General features: G+C 33.0%; 17 protein-coding genes. 8 read left to right on the top strand and 9 right to left on the bottom strand.

The annotated features are described in order from the left end of the window. Nucleotides 1-9: 9 nt before the first annotated feature. A complete protein-coding gene (locus tag ACVC43_RS08095) occupies nucleotides 10-591 on the bottom strand; it encodes a MarC family protein (RefSeq protein ID WP_452223999.1) in 582 nt (193 codons plus the stop codon). Nucleotides 592-738: 147 nt separating this feature from the next. Between ACVC43_RS08095 and ACVC43_RS08090 the strand changes: the two genes are divergently transcribed. After that, nucleotides 739-1,305 carry a DUF3109 family protein gene (locus ACVC43_RS08090; protein ID WP_452223998.1) on the top strand — a complete coding sequence of 189 codons (567 nt, stop codon included), beginning with the start codon at nucleotides 739-741 and terminating at the stop codon, nucleotides 1,303-1,305. 7 nt (nucleotides 1,306-1,312) lie between these two features. Here the strand turns inward: ACVC43_RS08090 and ACVC43_RS08085 are convergent, their stop codons facing one another. Next, nucleotides 1,313-3,205, bottom strand: coding sequence for a tetratricopeptide repeat protein (locus ACVC43_RS08085; RefSeq protein ID WP_452223997.1), 1,893 nt, complete (start codon nucleotides 3,203-3,205; stop codon nucleotides 1,313-1,315). 65 nt (nucleotides 3,206-3,270) lie between these two features. Then, nucleotides 3,271-4,005 (bottom strand): LytR/AlgR family response regulator transcription factor, encoded by a 735-nt coding sequence (locus tag ACVC43_RS08080; protein ID WP_452223996.1) that lies wholly within the window; start codon nucleotides 4,003-4,005, stop codon nucleotides 3,271-3,273. A 573-nt stretch (nucleotides 4,006-4,578) separates the two neighbouring features. Here ACVC43_RS08080 and ACVC43_RS08075 point away from each other — a divergent pair. From ACVC43_RS08075 to ACVC43_RS08055, 5 genes are all read left to right on the top strand, one after another. Beyond that, nucleotides 4,579-5,562: a ribonucleotide-diphosphate reductase subunit beta gene (locus tag ACVC43_RS08075; RefSeq protein WP_452223995.1), complete on the top strand. Its 984-nt coding sequence runs from the start codon at nucleotides 4,579-4,581 to the stop codon at nucleotides 5,560-5,562. Between the two features lie 219 nt (nucleotides 5,563-5,781). Further along, nucleotides 5,782-8,268 (top strand): ribonucleoside-diphosphate reductase subunit alpha, encoded by a 2,487-nt coding sequence (locus ACVC43_RS08070; protein WP_452223994.1) that lies wholly within the window; start codon nucleotides 5,782-5,784, stop codon nucleotides 8,266-8,268. A 198-nt stretch (nucleotides 8,269-8,466) separates the two neighbouring features. Beyond that, a complete protein-coding gene (tssD, locus tag ACVC43_RS08065) occupies nucleotides 8,467-8,931 on the top strand; it encodes a type VI secretion system tube protein TssD (RefSeq protein ID WP_452223993.1) in 465 nt (154 codons plus the stop codon). Between the two features lies 1 nt (nucleotide 8,932). Then, on the top strand, nucleotides 8,933-10,084 hold the full coding sequence (locus ACVC43_RS08060; RefSeq protein ID WP_452223992.1) for a hypothetical protein: 1,152 nt from the start codon (nucleotides 8,933-8,935) through the stop codon (nucleotides 10,082-10,084). After that, nucleotides 10,081-10,422, top strand: a complete 342-nt coding sequence (locus ACVC43_RS08055) for a hypothetical protein (protein WP_452223991.1) — start codon at nucleotides 10,081-10,083, stop codon at nucleotides 10,420-10,422. Before ACVC43_RS08060 ends, ACVC43_RS08055 begins: the two co-directional genes overlap by 4 nt. A 52-nt stretch (nucleotides 10,423-10,474) precedes the next feature. On the opposite strand, the gene ACVC43_RS08050 is transcribed toward ACVC43_RS08055, so the two are convergent. The 3 genes from ACVC43_RS08050 to ACVC43_RS08040 all read right to left on the bottom strand — a co-directional run bounded on the left by ACVC43_RS08050 (nucleotide 10,475) and on the right by ACVC43_RS08040 (nucleotide 15,043). Beyond that, on the bottom strand, nucleotides 10,475-11,329 hold the full coding sequence (locus ACVC43_RS08050; RefSeq protein WP_452223990.1) for an OmpA family protein: 855 nt from the start codon (nucleotides 11,327-11,329) through the stop codon (nucleotides 10,475-10,477). 142 nt (nucleotides 11,330-11,471) lie between these two features. Continuing rightward, the gene (locus tag ACVC43_RS08045) at nucleotides 11,472-13,760 is read right to left on the bottom strand and encodes an anion permease (RefSeq protein WP_452223989.1); all 2,289 of its coding nucleotides are present in this window, start codon (nucleotides 13,758-13,760) and stop codon (nucleotides 11,472-11,474) included. 80 nt (nucleotides 13,761-13,840) lie between these two features. Further along, complete coding sequence (locus tag ACVC43_RS08040) at nucleotides 13,841-15,043, bottom strand: porin (RefSeq protein WP_452223988.1); 1,203 nt, start codon at nucleotides 15,041-15,043, stop codon at nucleotides 13,841-13,843. 386 nt (nucleotides 15,044-15,429) lie between these two features. On the opposite strand from ACVC43_RS08040, the gene ACVC43_RS08035 reads away from it, so the two are divergent. Beyond that, nucleotides 15,430-15,789, top strand: coding sequence for a toxin-antitoxin system YwqK family antitoxin (locus ACVC43_RS08035; RefSeq protein ID WP_452223987.1), 360 nt, complete (start codon nucleotides 15,430-15,432; stop codon nucleotides 15,787-15,789). A gap of 71 nt (nucleotides 15,790-15,860) precedes the next feature. Here the strand turns inward: ACVC43_RS08035 and ACVC43_RS08030 are convergent, their stop codons facing one another. Next, nucleotides 15,861-17,030 carry a multidrug transporter gene (locus ACVC43_RS08030; RefSeq protein ID WP_452223986.1) on the bottom strand — a complete coding sequence of 390 codons (1,170 nt, stop codon included), beginning with the start codon at nucleotides 17,028-17,030 and terminating at the stop codon, nucleotides 15,861-15,863. Between the two features lie 27 nt (nucleotides 17,031-17,057). Then, nucleotides 17,058-19,847: a TonB-dependent receptor domain-containing protein gene (locus ACVC43_RS08025; RefSeq protein WP_452223985.1), complete on the bottom strand. Its 2,790-nt coding sequence runs from the start codon at nucleotides 19,845-19,847 to the stop codon at nucleotides 17,058-17,060. 179 nt (nucleotides 19,848-20,026) lie between these two features. Here ACVC43_RS08025 and ACVC43_RS08020 point away from each other — a divergent pair, with 179 nt between their 5' ends. Next, the gene (locus tag ACVC43_RS08020; RefSeq protein ID WP_452223984.1) at nucleotides 20,027-21,367 is read left to right on the top strand and encodes a deoxyguanosinetriphosphate triphosphohydrolase; all 1,341 of its coding nucleotides are present in this window, start codon (nucleotides 20,027-20,029) and stop codon (nucleotides 21,365-21,367) included. Here ACVC43_RS08020 and dxs read toward each other — a convergent pair. Continuing rightward, a complete protein-coding gene (dxs, locus tag ACVC43_RS08015; RefSeq protein WP_452223983.1) occupies nucleotides 21,364-23,136 on the bottom strand; it encodes a 1-deoxy-D-xylulose-5-phosphate synthase in 1,773 nt (590 codons plus the stop codon). The two genes, ACVC43_RS08020 and dxs, sit on opposite strands and share 4 nt — an antisense overlap. Between the last annotated feature and the right edge of the window lie 94 nt (nucleotides 23,137-23,230).

Below are 23,230 nucleotides of genomic sequence, written 5' to 3'. Positions count from 1 at the left end.
AATACAAAGTTAAGAAAAAAGAATCTTAACATTGTGCGCAAATAACTTAATCGCTATTGCCAATAATATTACACCAAACACCTTTCTTACTATATTAATTCCGTTTTGTCCAATTAAACGTTCTATTTTTCTCGATGTCTTTAATACAATATATATAACAACAACATTTAGTAAAACAGCAAGAATAATATTTTCGATTGCATACTCTGCCCTTAAAGAAAGCAAAGTGGTTAAACTTCCAGGCCCAGCTATTAATGGGAATGCTAATGGAAAAACAGAAGCAGTCATAGGGTTGGTTTCATCATCTTTGTATAATGTTATGCCTAAAATCATTTCCAAAGCAATAAAGAATAAAATAAAAGAACCTGCTACAGCAAACGAACTTACGTCTATACCAATAAGGTTTAAAATACTTTTCCCTAAAAATAAAAAAGCAATTAAAATAATTCCTGCAATAATAGAAGCTTTTTCACTCTGTATGTGTCCTGCCTTTTTGCGTAAATCTATAATTATTGGAATGTTTCCAACAATATCAATTACTGCAAAAAGCACCATAAATACAGTAAATATTTCTTTAAAATCGAAATTCATAACTCAGTTCCTTAAATTTTCGGCAAAAGTACTTCTAAATACGAGAATTTCAATATTAAATTAAAGTTAATTTTAACCGAAATTATTGACAGTTTAATTGAAAATTTTCGTCTTATCTTTGTGCTTTATTAGAGATTAATTTTAAGTATGTTTCAATTAGGGAAAACAATAGTTTCTGAAGCTATAATAGAAAATGATTTTGTTTGTAATTTATCTGCATGTAAAGGCGCATGTTGTATAGATGGCGATGCTGGCGCTCCTTTAACAGAAGATGAAGCTAAAATTCTAAACGATATATACCCGAAAGTAAAACCTTTTTTAAGACAAAAAGGTATCGATGCTATTGAGGCACAGGGCACTTCTATTAAAACAGATTTTGGAGAACTGGAAACACCTTTAATTAATGGTGCAGATTGCGCTTATGTAATTTTCGACAAAAAAAATACAGCATTATGTGCTATAGAAGAGGCCTATAATCAAGGTGAGGTAACATGGAAAAAACCAGTATCGTGTCATTTATATCCTATTAGGGTTAAGGATTATACAGAGTTTTCGGCTGTAAATTACGATAAGTGGGAAATTTGTGACGACGCTTGTTCTCTTGGTAAAGAATTACAAGTGCCAGTATACAAATTTGTAAAGGAAGCACTTATTAGAAAATTTGGTGCGGATTGGTACTCCCAATTAGAAAACGTCGCCCAAACCATGAAATAAATATTCACTAAGCCGTTTTTAAGCGGTGTACTTCTTTTGTTGGAATTTCTATGGTTACTTTGGTGCCAGAGGCTATACCATCTTCATACAAATCTTCAATACGTAATTTATAAGAGTTAGTATAGTGTTTAGAAAAATTTTCTAAACGTTGCTTGGTTAAATCGATACCAACCGATTTTCGTTTTAATAATTTTTTCTTTTTGATGGCAGCCGAAGCTGTCCTGCCAATACCATTATCTGTTATGGTAATAGTCACATAATCTAATGCGTTCGAAGCTACATGTATACACACACTTTTATTTTCTTTTTTAGAAGATAAACCATGCCATAAAGCATTTTCAAGGAACGGTTGAAGCACTAAAGAGGGTAATTTTATAGTGTCTATTTTTACATCTTTATCTACAGTACGACTATAATTTATTTGGTTAGAAAAACGAATGTTTTCTATATTCATATACAAATCCATAGTTTCTAATTCTTCGGCTAAAGAAATTTGTTTTTCGGTAGAGGCAATTAAAATTTTACGAATGAGTTTAGAGAATTTATTTAAATAATAGACCGCATTTTCTTTTTCATTATTAATAATATAAAGCTTTATAGAATTAAGAGAATTAAAAATAAAATGAGGATTCATTTGGCTACGTAACATGTCTTGCTCTAACGTAAGTATTTGTTTTTCGTTTTTAACCTGCCTGTGTCTAAAAAAGAAAAACAAACCGGCAACTGCGGTTAAAAGTATAAACAAAACAATAAAAGTAGAGTCGTTTCGCTTTTCTAATATCAACTTTTCTGAAGCGAGCGTTTTAATCTGGTTGGTTTGTTTCTCTGCTTCGTATTGAAACCGTAATCTGTTTACATACTGTGCGTTTTTTTCGTTAATAATGCTTTGATCAAGGGCAACGGCTTCTTTATATTGGGTTAAAGCCAAAGCACTATTGCCGGTTTTTTCATTAATGTCAGAGAGTTGGAAATTAGCTTCAGAAACAGAGGATTTTAAATTGTACTTTAAGGCAACTTCTAATCCCTTATTCAGGTTTTTTTTTGCCAAATCCAATTGCCCTAATTGGTTTTGAGCCCAGCCTAAGCGTATGTATGCCGATGCAATATAGAATTGATCTTGTTTTTCTTCTGCAAGTACAATAGTTGGTGTAATAACCTTAAGGGCTTCTTTTGGTTTTTCCTGCTTTACGTAAATACCACCAATACTGTTGTTACAAATAATTCTACCAATATCTGAGTCTATTTCCTCATTATAAGCTAACGATTTTTTATAGCTCAATAAGGCTTTGTCCAAGTCGCCTCGAGCCTCATAAATAGCTCCAATATTGTGATGATTAATGGCTAAGCCAAGTTTGTTGTTATTGCGTTCTTCAATTTTTAAAGATTTATTAAATTCCTTTAAAGCTAAATCTTCTTGTTTTAAACTTAGGTAAATATTACCCATACTATTATGACTTACAGCAATACTTTTTTGAAGACTTTTAGTTTTATTAGCTTCTGCTTCGGCAAGAGATAATGCTTCTTGGTGGTAATCTAAAGCTGGACGCACATTATCTTGGCGTCGCTCTACAACACCAAGCATATTTAAACTAACCACTTTGTACTCTATTAAATTATTTTTTTCTGATACTTCTAAAGCCTTATTTAAGAATGTTCTGGCCTCGCTAAAAAGCGATTTGTTTCGGTATTGATTACCCAACATAATGTTTGCAAAAGCTTGCCCAGATGGATAATTTGCCTGAATGCTTTTTGTTAGTAAAATACGCATCTTAGTAGTGTCGTACTTATTTTTATAGATAGCATATTCTAAATCATCATAACTTTTATGATTAACAGTAATAATACTGTCTGCAAAAACAGTAAAATCCTGCTTTTGGTCTTGCGAATAACTATATTGCAAGGAAAGGCAAGTAAAAAAAAATACTGCAAATACTAATTTATTTGTTGTCAAGAAACACGTCATCGTTATAGCTTTTCTAAAAAATCCGACTTTCTTTGTCGCGCCACTGGTATTTTGTGGTTAGATTCCATAATTACATAACCATCGGTTTTTAAAAACTCTTTAATTTTAGAAAGATTAATAACGTACGAGTTGTGTATTCTAAAAAATTCGCCTTCGGGCAACAAGGCATTTACCTCTTTTAATTTTTTTGTAACCAGAATTTTTTTTCCTTCACTTAAAAAAATTGTACTATAATTACCATCAGACTCCGCAAATATTATATCCTCGATATTTAAAAAAAGCAATTTGCCATCCGTATTTATAGTAACTTTCTTTTTGTTTTTCGCACTGGTGAAATTAATAAGGATGTCTTCTATTTTATCAGAATTTACAATACGCGACCTAAATTTCTTAATTTTTAAAATGGTCTCTTGTAAATCGTCCGAGTCAATAGGTTTTAGCAAATAGTCTAAAGCCTCATTTTTAAGGGCTTTTATAGCATACTCATCATAAGCCGTAGTAATAATTACGGCAATGTTAGTTTGGTTTAATTTTTCTAGAAACTGAAACCCATCCATTGTAGGCATTTGTATATCTAAAAATAAACAATCTGGAGTGTGTTCACTTAAATACAATAAAGCATCTTCTGGAATAGAGAATGTTTTTACTATTTCTATTTCATTGCTAAAATTTGTGAGTTCCCAAGACAGACCTTGTATGGCTTTTGGCTCATCGTCAACAATAACTGCTTTAATCATTTTTAAGGAGATTATTATATAAATATAAAACATATAATACATTTCACATTATTTAATGTGTAAGTGGTAAATAATAATGTGTAAACAGTTATGTATTTTGTTTTTTTTGAAGACCTCTTTTTGTTTAACCTTTATGAGGTATACCAACTATACACAAAAACAAACCAGTTATACATTTTGCCATTTAAAACAAGTTTTAAAATTTATCTTTATGGAAGATTAGTTTTAGTTAAGTTAAAACGGTTAAGTGATTTTAAGGGAGTCACTATTTAATGATTGCGCTATTAATCAACCAATTAAAAATGAGCAGCTTAAAGTTGTTCATTTTTTTTATATACAAACTTTTTTCTATAAAATCATTCGGTTTTATTCTTCAAAAAAAATATAAAAAATTAAGAAAGCTACAACGCCAATAAACGTCGCTTGTAAGTGTACATTTCAACAATTAATGTTAAGAACTTTGGAAAGATTTACACTAAACCACCTTTTAAAATCATAGATTTATTTCAATCTTTGTTAGTCCCAAGAAAAACCAAATTTTCGTTTAATTTTTACACTAAAAACTACAATAATATGTCGCAAGCTGTCGAACCAATTTTACAAGAAAACAAAGATAGATTTGTAATTTTCCCTATACAACATCATGATTTATGGGAATGGTATAAGAAGTCTGAAGCAAGTATGTGGACTGCCGAAGAAATAGATTTACATCAAGATCTTACCGATTGGACTTCGAAATTAAACGACGATGAGCGCTATTTTATTAAGCATGTATTGGCATTTTTTGCTGCAAGTGATGGTATTGTAAACGAAAACTTGGCAGAAAACTTTGTAAACGAAGTACAATATACAGAAGCTAAATTTTTCTACGGTTTCCAGATTATGATGGAAAATATACATAGTGAAACCTATTCTTTACTAATAGATACTTACGTAAAAGACGAAAAAGAAAAAGCAAATTTATTCAATGCTATCGAAACATTTCCAGCTATTAAAAAGAAAGCAGAATGGGCACTTAAATGGATAGAGTCTCCAAGTTTTGCAGAGCGTTTAATTGCTTTCGCAGCTGTAGAAGGTATCTTTTTCTCTGGATCGTTTTGCTCAATTTTTTGGTTAAAAAAACGTGGTTTAATGCCAGGCTTAACATTCTCTAACGAGCTTATTTCAAGAGACGAAGGCATGCATTGTGATTTTGCGGTTCACCTGCACGAGCACCACTTAGTTAATAAAGTGCCTAAAGAACGAATTAGAGAAATTCTTGTAGATGCCTTAGATATTGAAAGAGAATTTATTACAGAGTCTCTTCCGGCGAGTTTAATAGGAATGAATTCTAAATTAATGTCACAATATCTTGAGTTTGTAACAGACGGTCTATTACAGGATTTAGGCTGTGAAAAAGAATACGGTACTGCAAATCCATTCGATTTTATGGATATGATTTCGTTACAAGGAAAAACTAACTTCTTCGAAAAGCGCGTTTCTGAATACCAAAAAGCAGGTGTTTTAAACAAAGAAGAAGAGGAGAATAAATACGATTTTGGATCAGACGATTTTTAAGTCCCAAACAGGTATATAAAAACAAAAATTTTAATTGGTTTTAAGCCTTTTCAGTAGCGTATTAGCGCTATAGACTAAATAAGGACTGCCCATTATTATTTCAACATAAAAAAGTAAAAAATTAATCAGCTATTAATCAGTGTGTTACTGGTTTAAAGTAATCAACTAATCCTTTTTCTGAACGGGGTGAATTCAGGAAAAACAAAAAATGTGTAAAGTATGTTTGTATTAAAAAGAGACGGTAGAAAAGAGCCGATAATGTTCGATAAAATTACGGCAAGAGTACGTAAATTATGTTACGGACTAAATGAACTTGTAGACCCTATTAAAGTGGCGATGCGAGTAATAGATGGGTTGTACGATGGTGTTACAACCAGCGAATTAGATAATTTGGCAGCAGAGCAAGCAGCAACCATGACGACAGCTCACCCAGATTACGCACGTTTAGCAGCACGTATTTCGGTCTCTAACTTACACAAAAATACAAAGAAGACCTTTAGCGAAGTCATGACAGATTTATACCTATACGTAAACCCGCGTACAGGTAAAAAAGCGCCGTTATTAAGCGATGAGGTTTATAATGTTATTCAAGAAAATAAAGAACAATTAGATTCTGCCATTATTTATAATCGCGATTTTGGTTACGATTATTTTGGTTTTAAAACCTTAGAGCGGTCGTATCTTTTAAAATTAAACGGACAAATTGCCGAGCGTCCTCAACACATGCTAATGCGTGTGTCTATTGGTATTCACCTTAATGATTTAGAAGCTGCAATCGAGACATACGAGCTTATGTCTAAAAAGTACTTTACACACGCAACACCAACATTATTTAACTCTGGAACACCAAAACCACAAATGTCTTCGTGCTTTCTTTTAACAATGAAAGATGATAGTATTGATGGTATTTACGATACTTTAAAACAAACAGCAAAAATCTCACAATCTGCAGGAGGAATAGGATTATCTATACATAATATTCGTGCAACCGGAAGTTACATTGCAGGAACAAATGGAACAAGCAACGGTATTGTACCAATGTTAAAGGTGTTTAACGATACAGCACGATATGTAGATCAGGGCGGCGGAAAGCGTAAAGGAAGTTTTGCTATGTACATTGAGCCTTGGCATGCAGATATTATGAGCTTCTTAGATTTAAAAAAGAATCATGGAGCCGAAGAATTACGTGCACGTGATTTGTTTTATGCCATGTGGATGCCAGATTTGTTTATGAAACGTGTGCAGGAAGATGGCGAATGGACATTAATGTGCCCTAACGAATGTCCTGGCTTATGCGATGTGCATTCCGAAGAATTTGAAGCGCTTTACACTAAATACGAAACAGAAGGTAAAGGACGCAAAACAATAAAAGCACGTGAGCTTTGGGAGAAAGTATTAGAATCTCAAATTGAAACCGGAACGCCTTATATGTTGTATAAAGATGCAGCAAACCGTAAATCTAATCAGAAAAATTTGGGAACCATTCGTTCTTCAAATTTATGTACAGAGATTATGGAGTATACTTCAGAAGATGAGGTAGCTGTATGTAACTTAGCATCTATTGCATTACCAATGTTTGTTAGAAATGGTGAATTTGACCATAAAGAGTTATTTAGAATCACCAAGCGTGTAACAAAGAATTTAAATAAAGTAATAGACAGAAACTACTACCCAGTAAAAGAAGCAGAGAACTCAAACTTTCGTCACAGACCAGTTGGTTTAGGAGTGCAAGGTTTAGCAGATACGTTTATTAAATTACGATTGCCTTTTACAAGTGACGAAGCAAAGCAATTAAACCAAGATATTTTTGAAACACTATACTACGCTGCAGTAACTGCAAGTATGGAGGAAGCAAAAATAGATGGACCATACCAAACATATGAAGGCTCTCCAATAAGTAAAGGAGAATTCCAGCATAACTTATGGAACATTCAGGAAGATACTTTAAGTGGTCGTTGGGATTGGGATAAATTACGTAAACAAGTGCTTAAAAACGGCGTGCGTAATTCGTTATTAGTAGCACCAATGCCTACAGCTTCAACATCTCAAATATTAGGAAACAATGAGTGTTTCGAGCCATACACCTCTAATATTTATACACGTCGTGTATTATCTGGAGAGTTTATTGTTGTAAACAAACATTTATTGGAAGATTTGGTAGATTTAGGGCTTTGGGACGAAGATTTAAAAAATGAAATCATGAGAGCCAATGGATCGATACAAGATGTAGAGAACATACCTCAGGATATTAAAGACCTTTACAAAACAGTTTGGGAGCTTTCTATGAAAGATATTATAGACATGTCGCGTCAGCGTGGTTATTTTATAGACCAATCGCAATCGCTTAATCTGTTTATGGAAGGTGCAACAATGGCAAAATTAACGTCTATGCATTTTTATGCATGGAAAAGCGGTCTTAAAACAGGTATGTATTATTTACGTACTAAGAGTGCTGTAGATGCTAAAAAAGTAACTATATCGAGAGCTGCAAAAGCAGAACCGGTTAAAGCACCAGTAACAGAAGTAGAAAGTGATAACGACGGCGTTGCACAAAAACAGCAAAAAGCAGTTAAAACAGCCGAAAAATTTGCAAAGCAAACAGCCGAAACTCCAGAAGGAACACCAATGTCTCCAGAGGAAATGAAAGCATTAATTGCTCAGGCAAAAGAAGCCGAAGGTGACGATTGTTTAATGTGTGGTTCTTAAAAACCATAATCAAGCTTCCTGCTAAAGCAGGATTAAATAAGTGTTATTACCAAAAAAGCATCTCTAAATGGGATGCTTTTTTCATTTAGAAAGCACAAATAAGATAAAAGAATAATATTTATGCTATAATCTATTGGAAGTTAGAACCTAATATGCGAAATTAGTAGGAGATTACTTAAAAAAATATAAAATACATTAATGAGTATTGTATCCAAATTATTTATCGAAGATAAGGAGTTTAACGTGCTAAGGTTTAATTTTAACTTTAATCAACAGCATAGTAATAATGGCATGCCTTCTTCACAAACCACAGGTGGCATTTTTAATATAGAATTAGAATCTACAAAAGATGCCTTATTTAACGAGTGGATGGTACATGATAAAATGATGAAAAATCTTAAAATAAAGATTTCGCAAACCCATCAAGTATCAAAATCGAGAACAATAGAACTTTTAGATGTGTTTTGTATTGAATATAAAGAGGTTTTTGATGGTGTAAACAACGAACCAATGAAGGTGTATTTAAAATTGTCACCAGCCATTATGATACAAGATGGTGTTAAAATTTTCGAGTGGTACTGGAAAGAGACCGACTTAACAAAAAAGAGTAATAGCGAGCCTTTAGAAAAGACAAAGATAGCGGTAAAAGCAAAACTTAGTTAATATGCCAGAATTAGTACCCTTAGGGATAGCCGATTATAATGGAGTAGAAGGAAAGGACAACATTACTTTTGAGTATGAGGTTTCAGAAAACGATGCAAAATTAATTACGTTGCAAATTAGAGATGGCTCTACTGTTATTTTTGAAGAAATTAAAAGCGATCCAGAAAACATAACTCAAGGTAGCCACCAATGGTCTTGGGATGGTTTTGATAATAACCAAATATTAGATACTAGTGCTCTTAAAGCTTATAAAGCTCTTAATTTCTATGTTAAAGTTGAAGATGATGAAGGTAATGAAGATTTTAACACGGTAGATTTTAAAGTCTCTAAAGCAGGTAAAAAATGGGTCGATATTAAAATTGACAAAGGTTCTAAAAAAATTAATATAGACCTACGAGTTAATTTTAAAGATGGTGGTGCTAAAGGGATTGATTGTTTCACAAGAAGAGTTGGTGGTCCAAGATCAAGTAGAACAGTTACTACCTGTCCATGGGAGAAAATTCCAGATTCAGAATTAAATCCATTAGACCCTGTTCTCAAGGTTAGAAACAGAAGTTTTCAAGATTTAGAAACCTTAGCTTTAGAGGGATTAAATTACCATTGGGGAAGAAATAATAGTCACAGCGAAGCAAAAAACGTCACTATAGACGGAGAGGAATATCAAATTTTTGTAAATGCCATAAACACGAGAGAAAGTGCCATGGATGATGTGGATCTCATTTTTAATACGAACAGAAAGTGGATGCGTTCTGGTAATCCTGGAACTGTAGAAGGTATTGTGTCTGCAGTTGGAAACTTGGTATCCAGAGAAGCTGTATGCTATAATGTAGGTTATATTAAATACTCCAATGGATGGGGTTATGTAAATGCTAATAGTGAAGATATAGAGTTTAAAATGACCTCTGCGCATGAGATTGGCCATACCATATTAAAAGCCTATGGTGGCACAAACTATTCTTATGGACATAAAGGAAGTGTTAGTGTGGTTACTCAATCACAAAGCTCAGATGCAAAAAGATATAACAAAAAAGGAGAAATAGATATTATGCCATATTATACAGATGTTGTTCCTTTATCTGTTTACGATAAGTTTATTGCATCTCAAGAAGATGTACTCAGTTTAATTTGGTTATCAAAATTGGAAATAGAATGAAAGCACTGCTACTTTTAATCGCAACATTATTTTTTGCACAATGCAACCAAGAAGTCAACTATTATCATGGCCATATTTTGGATGCTAATACAAATCCAATGGAAAATTTAAAAGTGTATGAAAGAGGCAATACCAACAGTTATGGTATAACAGATGCAGAAGGCTACTTTAAAATAAAAAAAGAAAAAAATAGTTTAAGTAGATTTTTGTATGTGGAGTCGCCAACGCTTGGTCTTTTAGATTCCATTCAAACCGTTGGAACACAAGGCGGAGAAAAAATAATATACAGTTTTGTGGAAGGTAAAAGCGACACACTTTATTTAAATATTAAACAGTAAAAAAGCATCCCATGAAGGATGCTTTTTGAAAATATATATATAGACTATAATATTAATTATTTGATGCCATTAAAGCAAAAAACTTATCAATATTAGGGAGGAGTATTATTCTTGTACGTCTGTTTTTAGAACGCCCTTCGTTTGAGTCATTATCTGTTAGCGGTTGGTAACTGCTACGTCCAGAAGCAATTAGTTTTTCTGGAGCCACACCAAAATCGTTTTGTAACTTTCTAACTACAGAGGTTGCTCTCATTACACTTAAATCCCAGTTATCTGCTAAAGTTGGTGTATTAATAGATCTTGCATCTGTATGCCCTTCTACCATTACATCTATACTTGGCTCAGAGTTAATTACGTTAGCTAATTTTTGTAAAATACCATTAGCCTTGTTACTTAATCTATAACTTCCAGTGTTAAAAAGCATTTTATCACTAATAGAAATCATTACCACAGTCTCGTTAATATTTACTGTAATGTCTTCGTCTTCATTTAAAGAGCTGGTATCAACTACACGATTTAAGCTGTATTGCACGGCTAAATTCATAGAATCTTTAAGTGTTTTTGCTTGACTTAATAAATATGGATCTACTTTGGTTAGCGTGTTACGCATTTGTTGCTTAGTTAGCTTAGAGGCTACAGTACCATCTGGAGATATATCTATTTTAGATTCGTTTTCAACCATCAGGTTTTCATTGTCTGAAACTAAAGAATTAATTTTTGAATTGTACTCGTCCACACGAGCTTCTATTTTAGCAAACTTTGCTTCTAAATCTTCTTTTTCTACTCTTGTTTTTGTGAGTTCGCTTTTAATTTCTCCGTTTTCCTGTTCTAAAGCCACATACTTTTTTTTAGATACACAACTTGATAATAGTAACGCCGAAACGAATAGTATTGAAATTTTCTTCATTTTTAAGTTTTTGGTTATTATATTATATTATACGGGTTTAAAATTTATATAGACTTTTAGATTGTAGATTTTATAATTATTTTAACTTTTGGGCATAAAAAAACCTCGACTAAGCGAGGTTTCTTTATATATGAACTAAAAACTATACGTCTGTGTCTGGAATAGTTGCAGGTTTAACAGAACTATCATGCGCATCATGATATTCTTCTAAAAGATTCATTGTTGCATTTAATAAATCTTTAGTTTCTAATAACAGACTAAAGTATAATGTTGTGTTTTTCGGGCTTGATTCTTCAGTTCTTGTACGAGCTACCTGCTTAACAATTTTAGAAGTTACCAAGTCGAACACCTCTTTTTTACTACTTAAAATATCTCCAATTTGTTCAAACGAATGAGAATCGAAAGCTATTTTTATATCTCCAAATAATTGCTCTAAGGCATCATCAACTTCTTTTAACTCTTTAATCTGGCTAAATTTTAAATTTTTGTGATTGTTATTTATATGTTTATAGCTCACTTTAGAAATGTATTCTAAAGATTGTGTCATGTCTTGTAAGTATCCAAGAATATTAATGTAAAAATTACTGGCGCTTAAGCTCGACTCATCTAAATTTTTAATAAAATAGAAGATGTTATCACGCAAACTATCTACTTCTTTAGAAAGCTTGGTAACTTGTTTTTTATTCTTTTTAAGTAAGGAAGTGTCTTGCTTTGCTAGTCCTCTAATGGCATTAGTATAAATTTTATTTCCACGTTTTACAACGCTAGAGATGTTTTTAGCACTTTCGTAAATAACACCTTGTACAGAACTTGAGTCTGAGGTTGTTAAACTGTCTTCATCTAATGTTTTATTAGAACTTTCTTTATGCGCTGTGTAATTTCTGTATAATAATATTACGGTAACAAACAGTAATATAGGCGTCATAACCATAGGATTCCAGTTAATTAAGAATACTACAATTCCAGAAGCGACAAAGGCACCAATTGCGGTACCAAACCAGCCACCAATAACATTTAAAACACCCGCCACTCTATAGACAGCACTTTCTCTTCCCCATGCGCGATCTGCAAACGAGGTTCCCATAGCTACCATAAAAGTAACGTAAGTTGTAGATAGCGGTAATTTCATTGATGTTGCTATAGCGATTAATACACCAGCAACCATAAGGTTTACCGATGCTCTAATCATATCGAAAGCAGGAGCGTCTGCTCTTTCAACTTTACTTAAAGATTCGTTTGGTTTTTGAAAACTTAAATTAATTTTATTTTGAATGGCTGCCGGAATTATAGAATCCATTACATTAGAAATGTAAGAAGTCCCTTTAACAACAGCTCTTGATAGTGCATTAGGCTCAAATTTCTCGCTTGTATCGCCTTGACTTGATAATTTTATTTCGGTTTCTGCAACGGTTTTAGCTTTTTTAGAAAACCATAAGGTTAATACCATAATACCTCCAGAGATAAATAATAGTAAAGGTTCTGCAGGCACTTTTTTAGAAAGCACACCCATTGAAAATTCTGAAGGTAAAATGCCAGTAGCTAAAAAAGCATCATTGTAAGCTAAAAAAGCATGATAAGCTGCCATTGGGACACCTATGAAATTTACCAAATCGTTTCCAGAAAAAGCTAATGCTAAACCAAAAGTACCCACTGCAATTACAACAATTAAAACACTTTTATTAGTCAGTTTTTGAAAAAGGTATGAAAACAACGTCCACATTATAAACCCGCCAATGATAATTAATAACTCATTACCTTCAATATACCCTTTCCAATCGCTGTAATAAGGTGTTCCTTTTAATCCTTTAAGAAAGATAAAATAGGTTATTGCTGTTAAGGCAACACCACCAAATAGAGCTCCAAAATTTTTAATTTTCCCTTCGTAATGAAACGAAAAAATTAAACGTGATAACCATTGTACAATGGCACCAACGGTAAAAGCTATAAAAACAGACATTAAAATTCCTGTGATTATCTCTATGGCTTTTTTAGTGTTTATGTATTTTTCTAAATCTGCAATGGTATTGGCATCAGACCCACTTATTTTAATTAAAGACATTACAACTGCAGCACCTAATAAATTAAATACAATAGATACAGTAGTTGAGGTTGGTAAACCTAATGTATTAAAAAAGTCTAGTAAAAGAATATCTGTAATCATCACAGCCATGAAAATGTACATGATTTCATCAAAATAAAATTGGCCAGGTACAAATATGCCTTTACGTGCAACCTCCATCATGCCGCTAGAAAATACAGCACCAATAAAAATTCCTAAACTGGCAACAATCATTATTGTTCGCATAGAAATTGCTTTAGATCCTATTGCAGAGTTTAAGAAATTAATAGCGTCATTACTAACACCAACCACAATATCAGCAATCGCTAAAATGGTGATGGCAATTAACATAAATAAGTAAATATTATCCATAATTTTTATATAAAATAAGTTTGCAAATATCTTAAGTGTTATTGAGTATTATGTTATCTCAATGTTATCATTTATAATGTTTAGAAATGGATATCGAATCCTATTCTAAAGGTAATATTATCATCATTACCATCTAAAGTAGTGTAGCTCAAATCACTTTGTACTTTTAATTTATGGCCAACTATGTATTTTGATGCTCCTAAAGTATATTGTTCTCGAGGAAGACTTCCAGTTACTGTATCGAAATCTAAAGTAGTAAACCTACCTGCTATTTCATAGTTTGTTTTAAACAAATAACCTGCTTGTAAGTTTAAAGCCTCACCAGTTAAAACAACATCACCAGTTGGAGTTCCATCTAAATCTACTGCAATTGCATTTTCTGCTGTTCGCTTTGCATATTCTCCCATAAATGAAAAACCTTGATATTTAAACATGGCATCTGCAAATATAGTAGTTTGGTCGGTTTCATATAAAGATTCATCGCTACGAAACATGTAAGAACCTAAGCCGCTTCTTTCTCTCACTGCATCTTGATTGTAATTATAAGTAAAACCAACCATTAATTTTGGAGTAGGCTCGCGTTTTAAATCGGCTTGTACGTAATCGCCTTTAGATTTAAATGCGCCAAATGGTAAAAGTTCTAAACGTCCTGTATATTGTAAACCACCAATGTTTCCTTCTGTAACGTTTCTACCTTCTCCTTGTGAAATGGAAAGTTTTTCACGCATTAAAAAATGACCTCCTAAGTTAGTTTTGTGACGTAGTTGAAGCCCTAAATCACGATCAATATTAAAACGACTGTTTAATAACGAACGATCCACCAATTGAAGGTTTCCAGAAGAAACTACACGTTCTACGTTACCAGGTAACTTTGTTTGTCCTGCCCAAAGTTCGAAGTTTTCGGCAAAATTCCACATGATTACAGCGTCCAGAATTATACGAGGTGTGTTACGGTTAAACGCATTGGCGCCAGAAACATCTCTGTTAGACAACCCTAACTCAATTTTATATTTTAATTTTGGACTGTAAGCAAAACCACCAAATTTTAAACGTGCACGACGTACTATAAAATTATGCTCTGGGCTACCATAATTATCACCATCGTGGTCCCAGGAAGATACGGAGCGTACTTGAAAACGAGGTGCAAAATTAATGCTGAACGAACTGTCTTTTGCTGTAAAATTGATTAAGCCTTTGCCAAATTTAGTATCGCTAATTTCTTGTGCGCTTGTAGAAATGTAAGCACATAGTAATATAGCGGTAAGCGTAATTTTTAATTTCATTAGTATTAGTTTTTGTCGCTGCAAATAACCAATTCTAATGTTAACTAAATGTTTCTAAATGATTAAATTTTAAGTTTTATTATATAAAAAAGACTGCTTTGGCCAAAGCAGTCTCGTTAGAAATCATAATAATGTAGTCGACAAAAACTAATAGATTATATGAAATACTAATTGGTTGTCTTAAGACATAACAAATATGACAATTGTAATTAAAGCTAATGTAAACTCAATATTAACTAATCATTAAGCTTTTTGTTAAAGCATAATGCGTATTAAAGCGCTGAATAACAGAAACTTGTGTTGTAATGTTAAATTAACGTTACGTAATTGTTGTTTTAATGTTATTAAAATTTTATCTTTGAGTCATAATGTTAAAACCCATAATTATGAAGAAATCAATTTTATTTTCAATTGCCTTTTTAATTACCGTGGTAACTTTCGCTCAAGAAAAGCGAGATTTAAAACTTAACAAAGACACTAATTTAATAGAAGTTGTTTATTATCATGACAATGGAGTTGTAAGCCAAACAGGAACTTACACTACAGATGGTAAATTACAAGGAGAGTGGTTAAGTTATGATACGGAAGGCAAGAAACAAGTTTCTGCAAATTATGATAATGGTAAAAAAGTCGGCAAGTGGTTTTTCTGGAAAGACACCACTCTTAAAGAAGTAGATTATAACAATAGTGCTATTGTAAGTGTTAGCGAATGGGAGGTAAAAGCTTCTGTTGCAGATACCAATTAGTGTACTAAAGCTAAGAAATAAAAAAAAGCATCTTCAATTTGAAGATGCTTTTTTGTTTATATTTGGTTTGCTTATTGTACTGTCCAACCAGAACTCCAAGAAGTATAATTTGTTCCTGTTGCATTACCATCACCTGAAATAAAATCTGCTTCAGAGAAAGTATAAGTGGTATCGTTTTTCATTTTTAAAGTCACATCTGTAAAAAGTACACCTGTAACTTGTAAATTGTCGCTAATTACACCTGCACCTGTTGGCGAATCTCCTTGATCGCCATCGAGATCAAAACCTTCAGCAAAACCAACAATAGACACATTGTTAAACAAGCCTTGTGTTCCGGCTCTTAAGCGTATGGCTTCGTTTCCTGTTGAAGAACCATTTCCTTCAATAGTTAAGTTTGTAACTGTAGGCTTCGAGAAAAATATTGGATTAGAGTTGTTACCAATATCTGTATTAAATCCATCTGCTTCAATACCTTTATCATGGTCTACACCATGTTTTACATACGCATTAGTAATTGTACCAGAGTAACCTTCTGTCCAGTCTATAGAATCGTCTTGAGCATTAATAACGGAAACATAGTCCACGTTAACTGTACCTCCAAAAAATTCCACGCCATCGTCTTTTCCTTCAAAAGCCTGAATATATTCTACTGTAGTACCATTTCCTACGCCATAAAATGAAAATCCGTTATTTTCTGATTGTCCATCAGCAGATCCTCCAGAATATTCAACTCTCATATAACGTATGCTCCCAGAATTATCAGCAACATTAGTACCACCATAAGGTAAGCTTGCAATTTCAGAAGTCGAAGTGGCAGATCCTGACACAGAGTTAATAGGTGCTCTTCCTAATATAATTAACCCTCCCCAATCTCCAGCTTGTGGGTTTAAAGCATTAGAGGTTAATACTATTGGGTTTGTTGCAGTACCATTAGCATTAATACTAGCGCCTTGAGATATGGCGATGTAAACATCAGACCCTTGTGCTAAAGCGCTAATAGTTGTTCCGGCTGGAATTGTTAAAGTAGTTCCAGCGGCCATGATTAAAGATCCGTTTAGTGTATAATTTACTCCAGCCTCTAATGTTAAATCTTGCGTGTAAGTTCCAGAAATAGTATTGCCAGTTAGCTGTCCACCATCTTCATTATTAACATTTAATATAATATCTGAAGTATCGTCTGTAGAGCATGCCGAAAAAAGCAATGTTATAGCTGTTAAGCCTAATAAAAATTGTCGTTTCATGTAATTAGTTTTTTAAGTTTATTGTATTTAAAATTTATATTTAAGCTGAAGACCTAAATCCATGCCTCTCTTGTATTCTGAAAGTGTAATGTCTCCAAACGAAGTATTTTCTCTTACACGTTCAATACTGGGATCCAGTAGGTTTTTAGCAGTTATATTTATTTCTAAGTTTTTATTAATCTCATTTTTTAATACAAAATCAATAGTAGGAATACCTTTCTCTATAATATTCCCTAATTGTCCAGAGCCTAATGCCGAAATCCTATCGGAGAAATAAGAAAATACCAGATTGGCAGTAGGTTTGTAATTCTCTCCAAAGGTTGGTGTGTAACTTAAATCTGCATTTATAATTAATGGAGATGCACCTTGTAACTCGTCTGTTCTATTTAAAGTAGATGTGTATAATCCTGAAGAACTTTTCAAATCTTGTTCGGTATGCATATAAGTAGCATTAAAACCCATAGACATTAGTGCATCTTCGTCTGCATTTTTAAGTAATGCCTTTCTAATTTCAAGTTCAACACCAATAATAGAGGCTTTGTCTCCGGTTCTAAAATAACGTTGTGTACCAGTAGCATCGTTAGCAATTACTAAATTTATTGGGTTGTTTATTTGTTTTGCAAAGGCAGATATTGCAAATAATTCTGCTTTATCTATAAACCACTCATATTTAAAATCCACATTGTAAATTGAAGAAAAAGAAGGGTCATTAAGTAAATCTGGGTTTCCACCAATACGTTGTGTTACATCTTCGTAAACAAATGGAGCCATTTCTTTAAACTCTGGAGTGGAAACTGTTTTACTTGTAGAGAAACGTAAATTTTGGTCATCGCTTAGAGCATATTTAATACTCAAGCTTGGTAAAAAGAATATATTTTGTGTCTGTCTAAATCCTGGCTCGTTAGCTGGTAAGTTTATAACGTCGTAAATTATATTTTGTTTAAAAGATTCTAATCTCGCTCCAGGAACTACAAGCCATTTTTCGCCAAATTTTAATTCTGCATTGGCATAACCAGCGTATACATTTAATTCTCCAGAATAGGTGTTTTCTGGGTCACCAGGTGCATTAGTATTTCCGTATTCGCTAACCGCTGCATTGATGACTTTAATATCGTAAAGGCCATCATTGTTTAAGTTTAAGTTACCAATATTAAATATACTATTTAAATTATTAGGGTTTGTTATGGGTGTTGTATTATCAACTATGTCGTAACCATAGCGAATATTTTCAAAATTTCGTGTTTTAGATCTTCCGTTAAAGCCTATATTAAATTTAGTTTGCTCATTTAAACTATATGCTAAATTAACTCTACTGTTTAATTCTTCATCTTTAATATCTTGAAAATAGCGTTGATTATCGAATACTACATTGTTGAAAAACACAGGATTAGTATTAGGATCATTATCTAAAGAAAGCTGGTAGTTTTCAATACTAAAACGCTTTCTGTCTGGCTCATGTGCGTTAACACGGTTGTAGCCAATTGCCCAGTCTAATTCTAATTTATTAAATTCATGATTACCAATTAGTTGATTTACATAAATTAAATCCTGATTAAATTGAATGTTCTTTTGAAAAAAACCTTTTTCTGAATCTATTGTAGACTGCGAATCTCTGTTAAAACCATTACCACCTATTCCATAAAAACCAACTTCGTCCGAGGAGCTGTTAACAAACATTGAGTTAAACTGAAATTTGTTGTTGTCATCTACCCTCAAATTAGCATTAAGCATTGCTGTAGTAGTTGTTGAATACTCAAACTCTTCGGTTTCAGGAAATATTTTTTTAAATACAGAAGTAAAATCTGTTTGTTTTCCCTTTCTGTATTCGTAATCATTTTCAAAAGAGCCTGTAGCGAAAACACTTAAGCGAGCACCATTTTTAAAATCGAAAGATTTCCCTGCGGATGCTCCATAACTAACATTTATGGGAGAATTAACCGCAACAGGGTCTACACCATGAGATAAAACTATAGCAAATGGATTATGGTTATATCTTCCATAGTATCCAAAATAACCAGTACCTTCACTTCTTACAAAATTTTGCCCAGCAGCTCTCGAGTTAATTCCTGTGCTTGTAGTGACATCAAAGAAACCACTACCTTTGTAATTTTTAGAGGTAATATCTACATTTCCAGCGGCAAAATCGCCATAAAATTTTGAGGAGTATGCTTTGCTAATCGATACATTTTCAATTAAATCTGAAGCAAATAAGTTTAAATCTATATTTTTTTTGTTAACATCGTTAGAAGGCATTGAGAGTCCATTTAAAGTTGTATTTAAATATCTATCACCCAAACCACGAACGTAAACATTACTTGAGCCTTCTTGTTTAGAAACACCAGAAATTTTTGCTACAGCACCAGCAGCATCACTAACACCTTTGCGCGATAACTCGTCTGCGCCAATACTTTGTTTAATTTCTACAGCCTTTTTCTGGTCTAATAACAATGCCGTTTCGCTTTCCCGTTTAGTGGTGGTTTGTAAAACAACCTCGTCTAAAGCGGCTGCACTGGCTTTTAGCGTTATATTTAACTCTTTTTTTTCTCCACCTTTTAACGTTACAACAGTCGTTTGCGTTTCGTAACCTACAAAACTAAATTCAACAGTATAAGTGCCAGCTTCTAAGTTTTCAATTGTGTAAAGCCCATCAAAATTTGAAGAAGTTCCTTTATCTGTTCCTTTTATTAAAACATTAGCAAAAGGCAAAGGTTCGTTATTATATTCTTTATCTAAAATTTTTCCAGAAATAGAACTGTTATTTTGCGCATAAGAATTAAGCGATATTAATAGAGTTAGGGTAAATAAAATGCGTTTCATTAGTATAGTTAAATTACAGGTGCAAAGAAACTACCAACCAATGAAGCTTAGGTTAACTACAAGTTAAACTTGGTCTATAAAATGTTAGATAAATGTTATCAATTTAGTATGTTTTTTATAATTAAGAAACCTTAATTTAACATTGAAATTTATATCTTGCATTCACTTAAATTCTTAAAATGAACTGGGAACAACTGTTATCTTTAAAACGTTTTGGCGATACCAATAAAAGATTACGTAAAGAACAAGATGAAACACGATTAGGCTTCGAAGTAGATTACGATCGTATTATCTTTTCGTCGGAATTTAGAAGTCTTCAGGATAAAACACAAGTTATACCTTTATCTAAAACCGATTTCGTTCATACTCGATTAACGCATAGTTTAGAGGTTAGCGTAGTAGGTAGATCTTTAGGACGTCGAGTAGGTTTAAAGGTGTTAGAAAAGCATCCGCATTTGCAAAATATTCATGGTTATCAAGCACATGATTTTGGAGCTATTGTTGCTGCTGCTGCTTTAGCACATGATATTGGCAATCCTCCGTTTGGACATTCTGGAGAAAAAGCCATAGGAGAATTTTTTAAGTCTGGAAAAGGCAAGAAATACAAAACGGGTTTAAGCGAAAATGAATACCAAGACTTGTGCGATTTCGAAGGAAATGCTAACGGATTCAAAATTGTAACGCAAAGTAGAAAGGGTCGTGAAGGCGGGCTGCGATTAAGTTATGCAACACTTGGTGCCTTTACAAAATACCCTAAAGAATCTTTACCCAAAAAGCCAACCCAGCATATTGCAGACAAGAAATATGGGTTTTTTCAAAAAGAAAAAGATGCATTTACAGATGTCGCTAAAGAATTAGGATTAGAAAATCGTAGTAAAAATAATATAAGTTACGCACGTCACCCTTTGGCTTATTTGGTAGAAGCTGCCGATGATATTTGTTATACTATTATTGATTTTGAAGATGGCATCAACTTAGGATTAATACCAGAAGCCTTTGCTTTAGAATATTTAATAAACCTAGTTCGAGATAAAATTAAAACTGAAAAATACCACGCGCTTTCTAATAAAGAGGATAGAGTTAGCTACTTAAGAGCATTAGCTATTGGTGCTTTAATTGAAGAAGCAATAGAAATGTTTATGAAAAACGAAGACGCGATCTTAGCAGGTACGTTTAACACGGCATTATTAGAAAAAAGTAAATACGAAGCGCAAATTAATGATATCATTAAATTAAGTGTTGAAAAAATTTATCAATCCACAGAAGTTGTAGATAAAGAGATTGCAGGTTATGGTGTATTAAGTACTTTGTTAGATACCTATACAAATGCAGTTAATAATTGTTTTGATAACACGGCTTCCAATTACGATAAATTAATATTGAAAGGATGGCCAAAAACCATAAAAATAGATCAAGAAAGTTTATATGATCGCTTATTAAGTGTATGCCATTATATATCTTTATTAAGTGATAGCCAAGCGATTATTCAATATAAAAAAATAAAAGGGTTTAGTTTTTAAACGAGCTTTTCTTTAATAAATTCTGAAAGGCTTTTAGCATCTAAACCAATAGATTCATGCAATTCGTTTACAGTGCCATGCTCTATAAATGCATCAGGAATGCCTTTTAAGAAAATGTTGTTTTTATAATTATGCGTTGCAGCAAATTCTAAAACAGCACTTCCAAAACCTCCCGCAATAGCACCATCCTCAACAGTAATTATAGTCTTATGTTTTTCTAAAATGGAGTGTAGCATTCGTTCATTTATTGGTTTTATAAAACGCATATCGTAATGAGAAATTGTTTTTAATTGGTTGTCTAACTTAATAGCATTTTCTATCGTTGTCGCCATGGTTCCTATAGTTAAAACAGCTAAATTTTTGCCTTGTTTTAGGGCTACAGCACTTCCAATTTCAATTTCAGAAAATGGAATTCTCCAATCTATAATACTACCACGACCACGAGGATACCTTATAGCAATAGGGTGTTTTAAACCAAACTGTACAGTGTACATAATATTGCGAAGCTCTATTTCGTTTCGTGGTGCACAAATAATTAAGTTGGGGATACAACGCAAATAGCTAATATCGAAAACACCATGGTGCGTTGCACCATCTTCGCCAACTATTCCTGCACGATCCAGACAAAAAATTACTGGTAGATTTTGCAAGGCGACATCATGTATAACCTGATCGTAAGCCCGTTGTAAAAACGTAGAATAAATATTGCAAAAGGGTATTAAGCCTTGAGTGGCCATGCCTGCAGCTAAGGTAACAGCGTGTTGTTCTGCAATACCAACATCGAATGCACGATCTGGAATTTGCTCCATCATAAACTTTAAAGAGCTACCTGTTGGCATAGCAGGAGTAATACCTATAATTTTTTTATTCTTTTTAGCGAGCTCTACAATCGTGTGCCCAAAAACATCTTGAAATTTGGGAGGTTGAATTGTTTCTTCTTTTTTGTATAGTTCTCCTGTTTTAGCATCAAACTTTCCAGGCGCATGATAAGTGATCTGGTTTTCTTCAGCTTGACGTAACCCCTTACCTTTAGTAGTAATAACATGTAATAATTTTGGGCCTTTTACCGATTTTAAGCGCTCTAATTCTTTGATTAATGTGTCTAAACTGTGTCCGTCTACAGGACCTGAATAATCAAAATTTAAGGCTTCAAATATATTATCCTGTTTTTGTGTTCCTTTTTTTACATTTGTTAAATATTGCTTTAGCGCTCCTACGCTTGGGTCAATACCAATAGCATTATCATTTAAAATTACTAATAAATTACAATCTGTAACACCAGCATGATTAAGGCCTTCAAAAGCCATGCCGCTGGCAATTGAGGCATCTCCAATTACAGCTATATGTTGTTTGCTAAAATCGCCCTGAAGTTTTGAAGCAATGGCCATACCTAATGCGGCAGAAATAGACGTCGACGAGTGACCAACTCCAAAACTATCATATTTGCTTTCGTTTCGTTTTGGAAACCCACTAATACCATCTTTTTGCCTGTTAGTATTAAACTTATCTTTTCTTCCAGTTAAAATTTTATGAACATAGGCTTGATGTCCAACATCCCAAATTAATTCATCCTTTGGCGTATTAAAAACATAATGCAATGCAATAGTTAATTCCACAACTCCTAAACTCGCCCCCAAATGTCCAGCTTTAGCAGCAACAGCTTCAATAATAAACAGTCTAAGTTCTTGAGCTAAAATAGGAAGATCTGCTTGTTTTAGGTCTCGAAGCGACTCAATGGAATTTATAGTGTTCAAAAGTTTTTCTTGCATGTTGAGTGTAAATAGTTGGTGAAATTATTAAAAACTACTGTTAAAACTCATTATATCAGTAATAAAAAGCCTATTATTTTATTATAATTGTAAG

The sequence above is a fragment of the Lacinutrix chionoecetis genome, from assembly GCF_053604665.1.
The sequence above is the reverse complement of the archived record's forward strand: the minus strand, read 5'-3'. Positions and strand labels throughout refer to the sequence as shown.

What these genes read in the sequence shown, in the direction of transcription:
- ACVC43_RS08060 (WP_452223992.1), top strand. Translation starts at nt 8,933, where the DNA reads ATGCCAGAATTAGTACCCTTAGGGATAGCCGATTATAATGGAGTAGAA.
- ACVC43_RS08055 (WP_452223991.1), top strand. Translation starts at nt 10,081, where the DNA reads ATGAAAGCACTGCTACTTTTAATCGCAACATTATTTTTTGCACAATGC.
- ACVC43_RS08040 (WP_452223988.1), bottom strand. Translation starts at nt 15,043, where the DNA reads ATGAAATTAAAAATTACGCTTACCGCTATATTACTATGTGCTTACATT.
- ACVC43_RS08050 (WP_452223990.1), bottom strand. Translation starts at nt 11,329, where the DNA reads ATGAAGAAAATTTCAATACTATTCGTTTCGGCGTTACTATTATCAAGT.
- ACVC43_RS08045 (WP_452223989.1), bottom strand. Translation starts at nt 13,760, where the DNA reads ATGGATAATATTTACTTATTTATGTTAATTGCCATCACCATTTTAGCG.
- ACVC43_RS08020 (WP_452223984.1), top strand. Translation starts at nt 20,027, where the DNA reads ATGAACTGGGAACAACTGTTATCTTTAAAACGTTTTGGCGATACCAAT.
- ACVC43_RS08035 (WP_452223987.1), top strand. Translation starts at nt 15,430, where the DNA reads ATGAAGAAATCAATTTTATTTTCAATTGCCTTTTTAATTACCGTGGTA.
- tssD (WP_452223993.1), top strand. Translation starts at nt 8,467, where the DNA reads ATGAGTATTGTATCCAAATTATTTATCGAAGATAAGGAGTTTAACGTG.
- dxs (WP_452223983.1), bottom strand. Translation starts at nt 23,136, where the DNA reads ATGCAAGAAAAACTTTTGAACACTATAAATTCCATTGAGTCGCTTCGA.
- ACVC43_RS08075 (WP_452223995.1), top strand. Translation starts at nt 4,579, where the DNA reads ATGTCGCAAGCTGTCGAACCAATTTTACAAGAAAACAAAGATAGATTT.
- ACVC43_RS08080 (WP_452223996.1), bottom strand. Translation starts at nt 4,005, where the DNA reads ATGATTAAAGCAGTTATTGTTGACGATGAGCCAAAAGCCATACAAGGT.
- ACVC43_RS08090 (WP_452223998.1), top strand. Translation starts at nt 739, where the DNA reads ATGTTTCAATTAGGGAAAACAATAGTTTCTGAAGCTATAATAGAAAAT.
- ACVC43_RS08070 (WP_452223994.1), top strand. Translation starts at nt 5,782, where the DNA reads ATGTTTGTATTAAAAAGAGACGGTAGAAAAGAGCCGATAATGTTCGAT.
- ACVC43_RS08095 (WP_452223999.1), bottom strand. Translation starts at nt 591, where the DNA reads ATGAATTTCGATTTTAAAGAAATATTTACTGTATTTATGGTGCTTTTT.
- ACVC43_RS08030 (WP_452223986.1), bottom strand. Translation starts at nt 17,030, where the DNA reads ATGAAACGACAATTTTTATTAGGCTTAACAGCTATAACATTGCTTTTT.
- ACVC43_RS08025 (WP_452223985.1), bottom strand. Translation starts at nt 19,847, where the DNA reads ATGAAACGCATTTTATTTACCCTAACTCTATTAATATCGCTTAATTCT.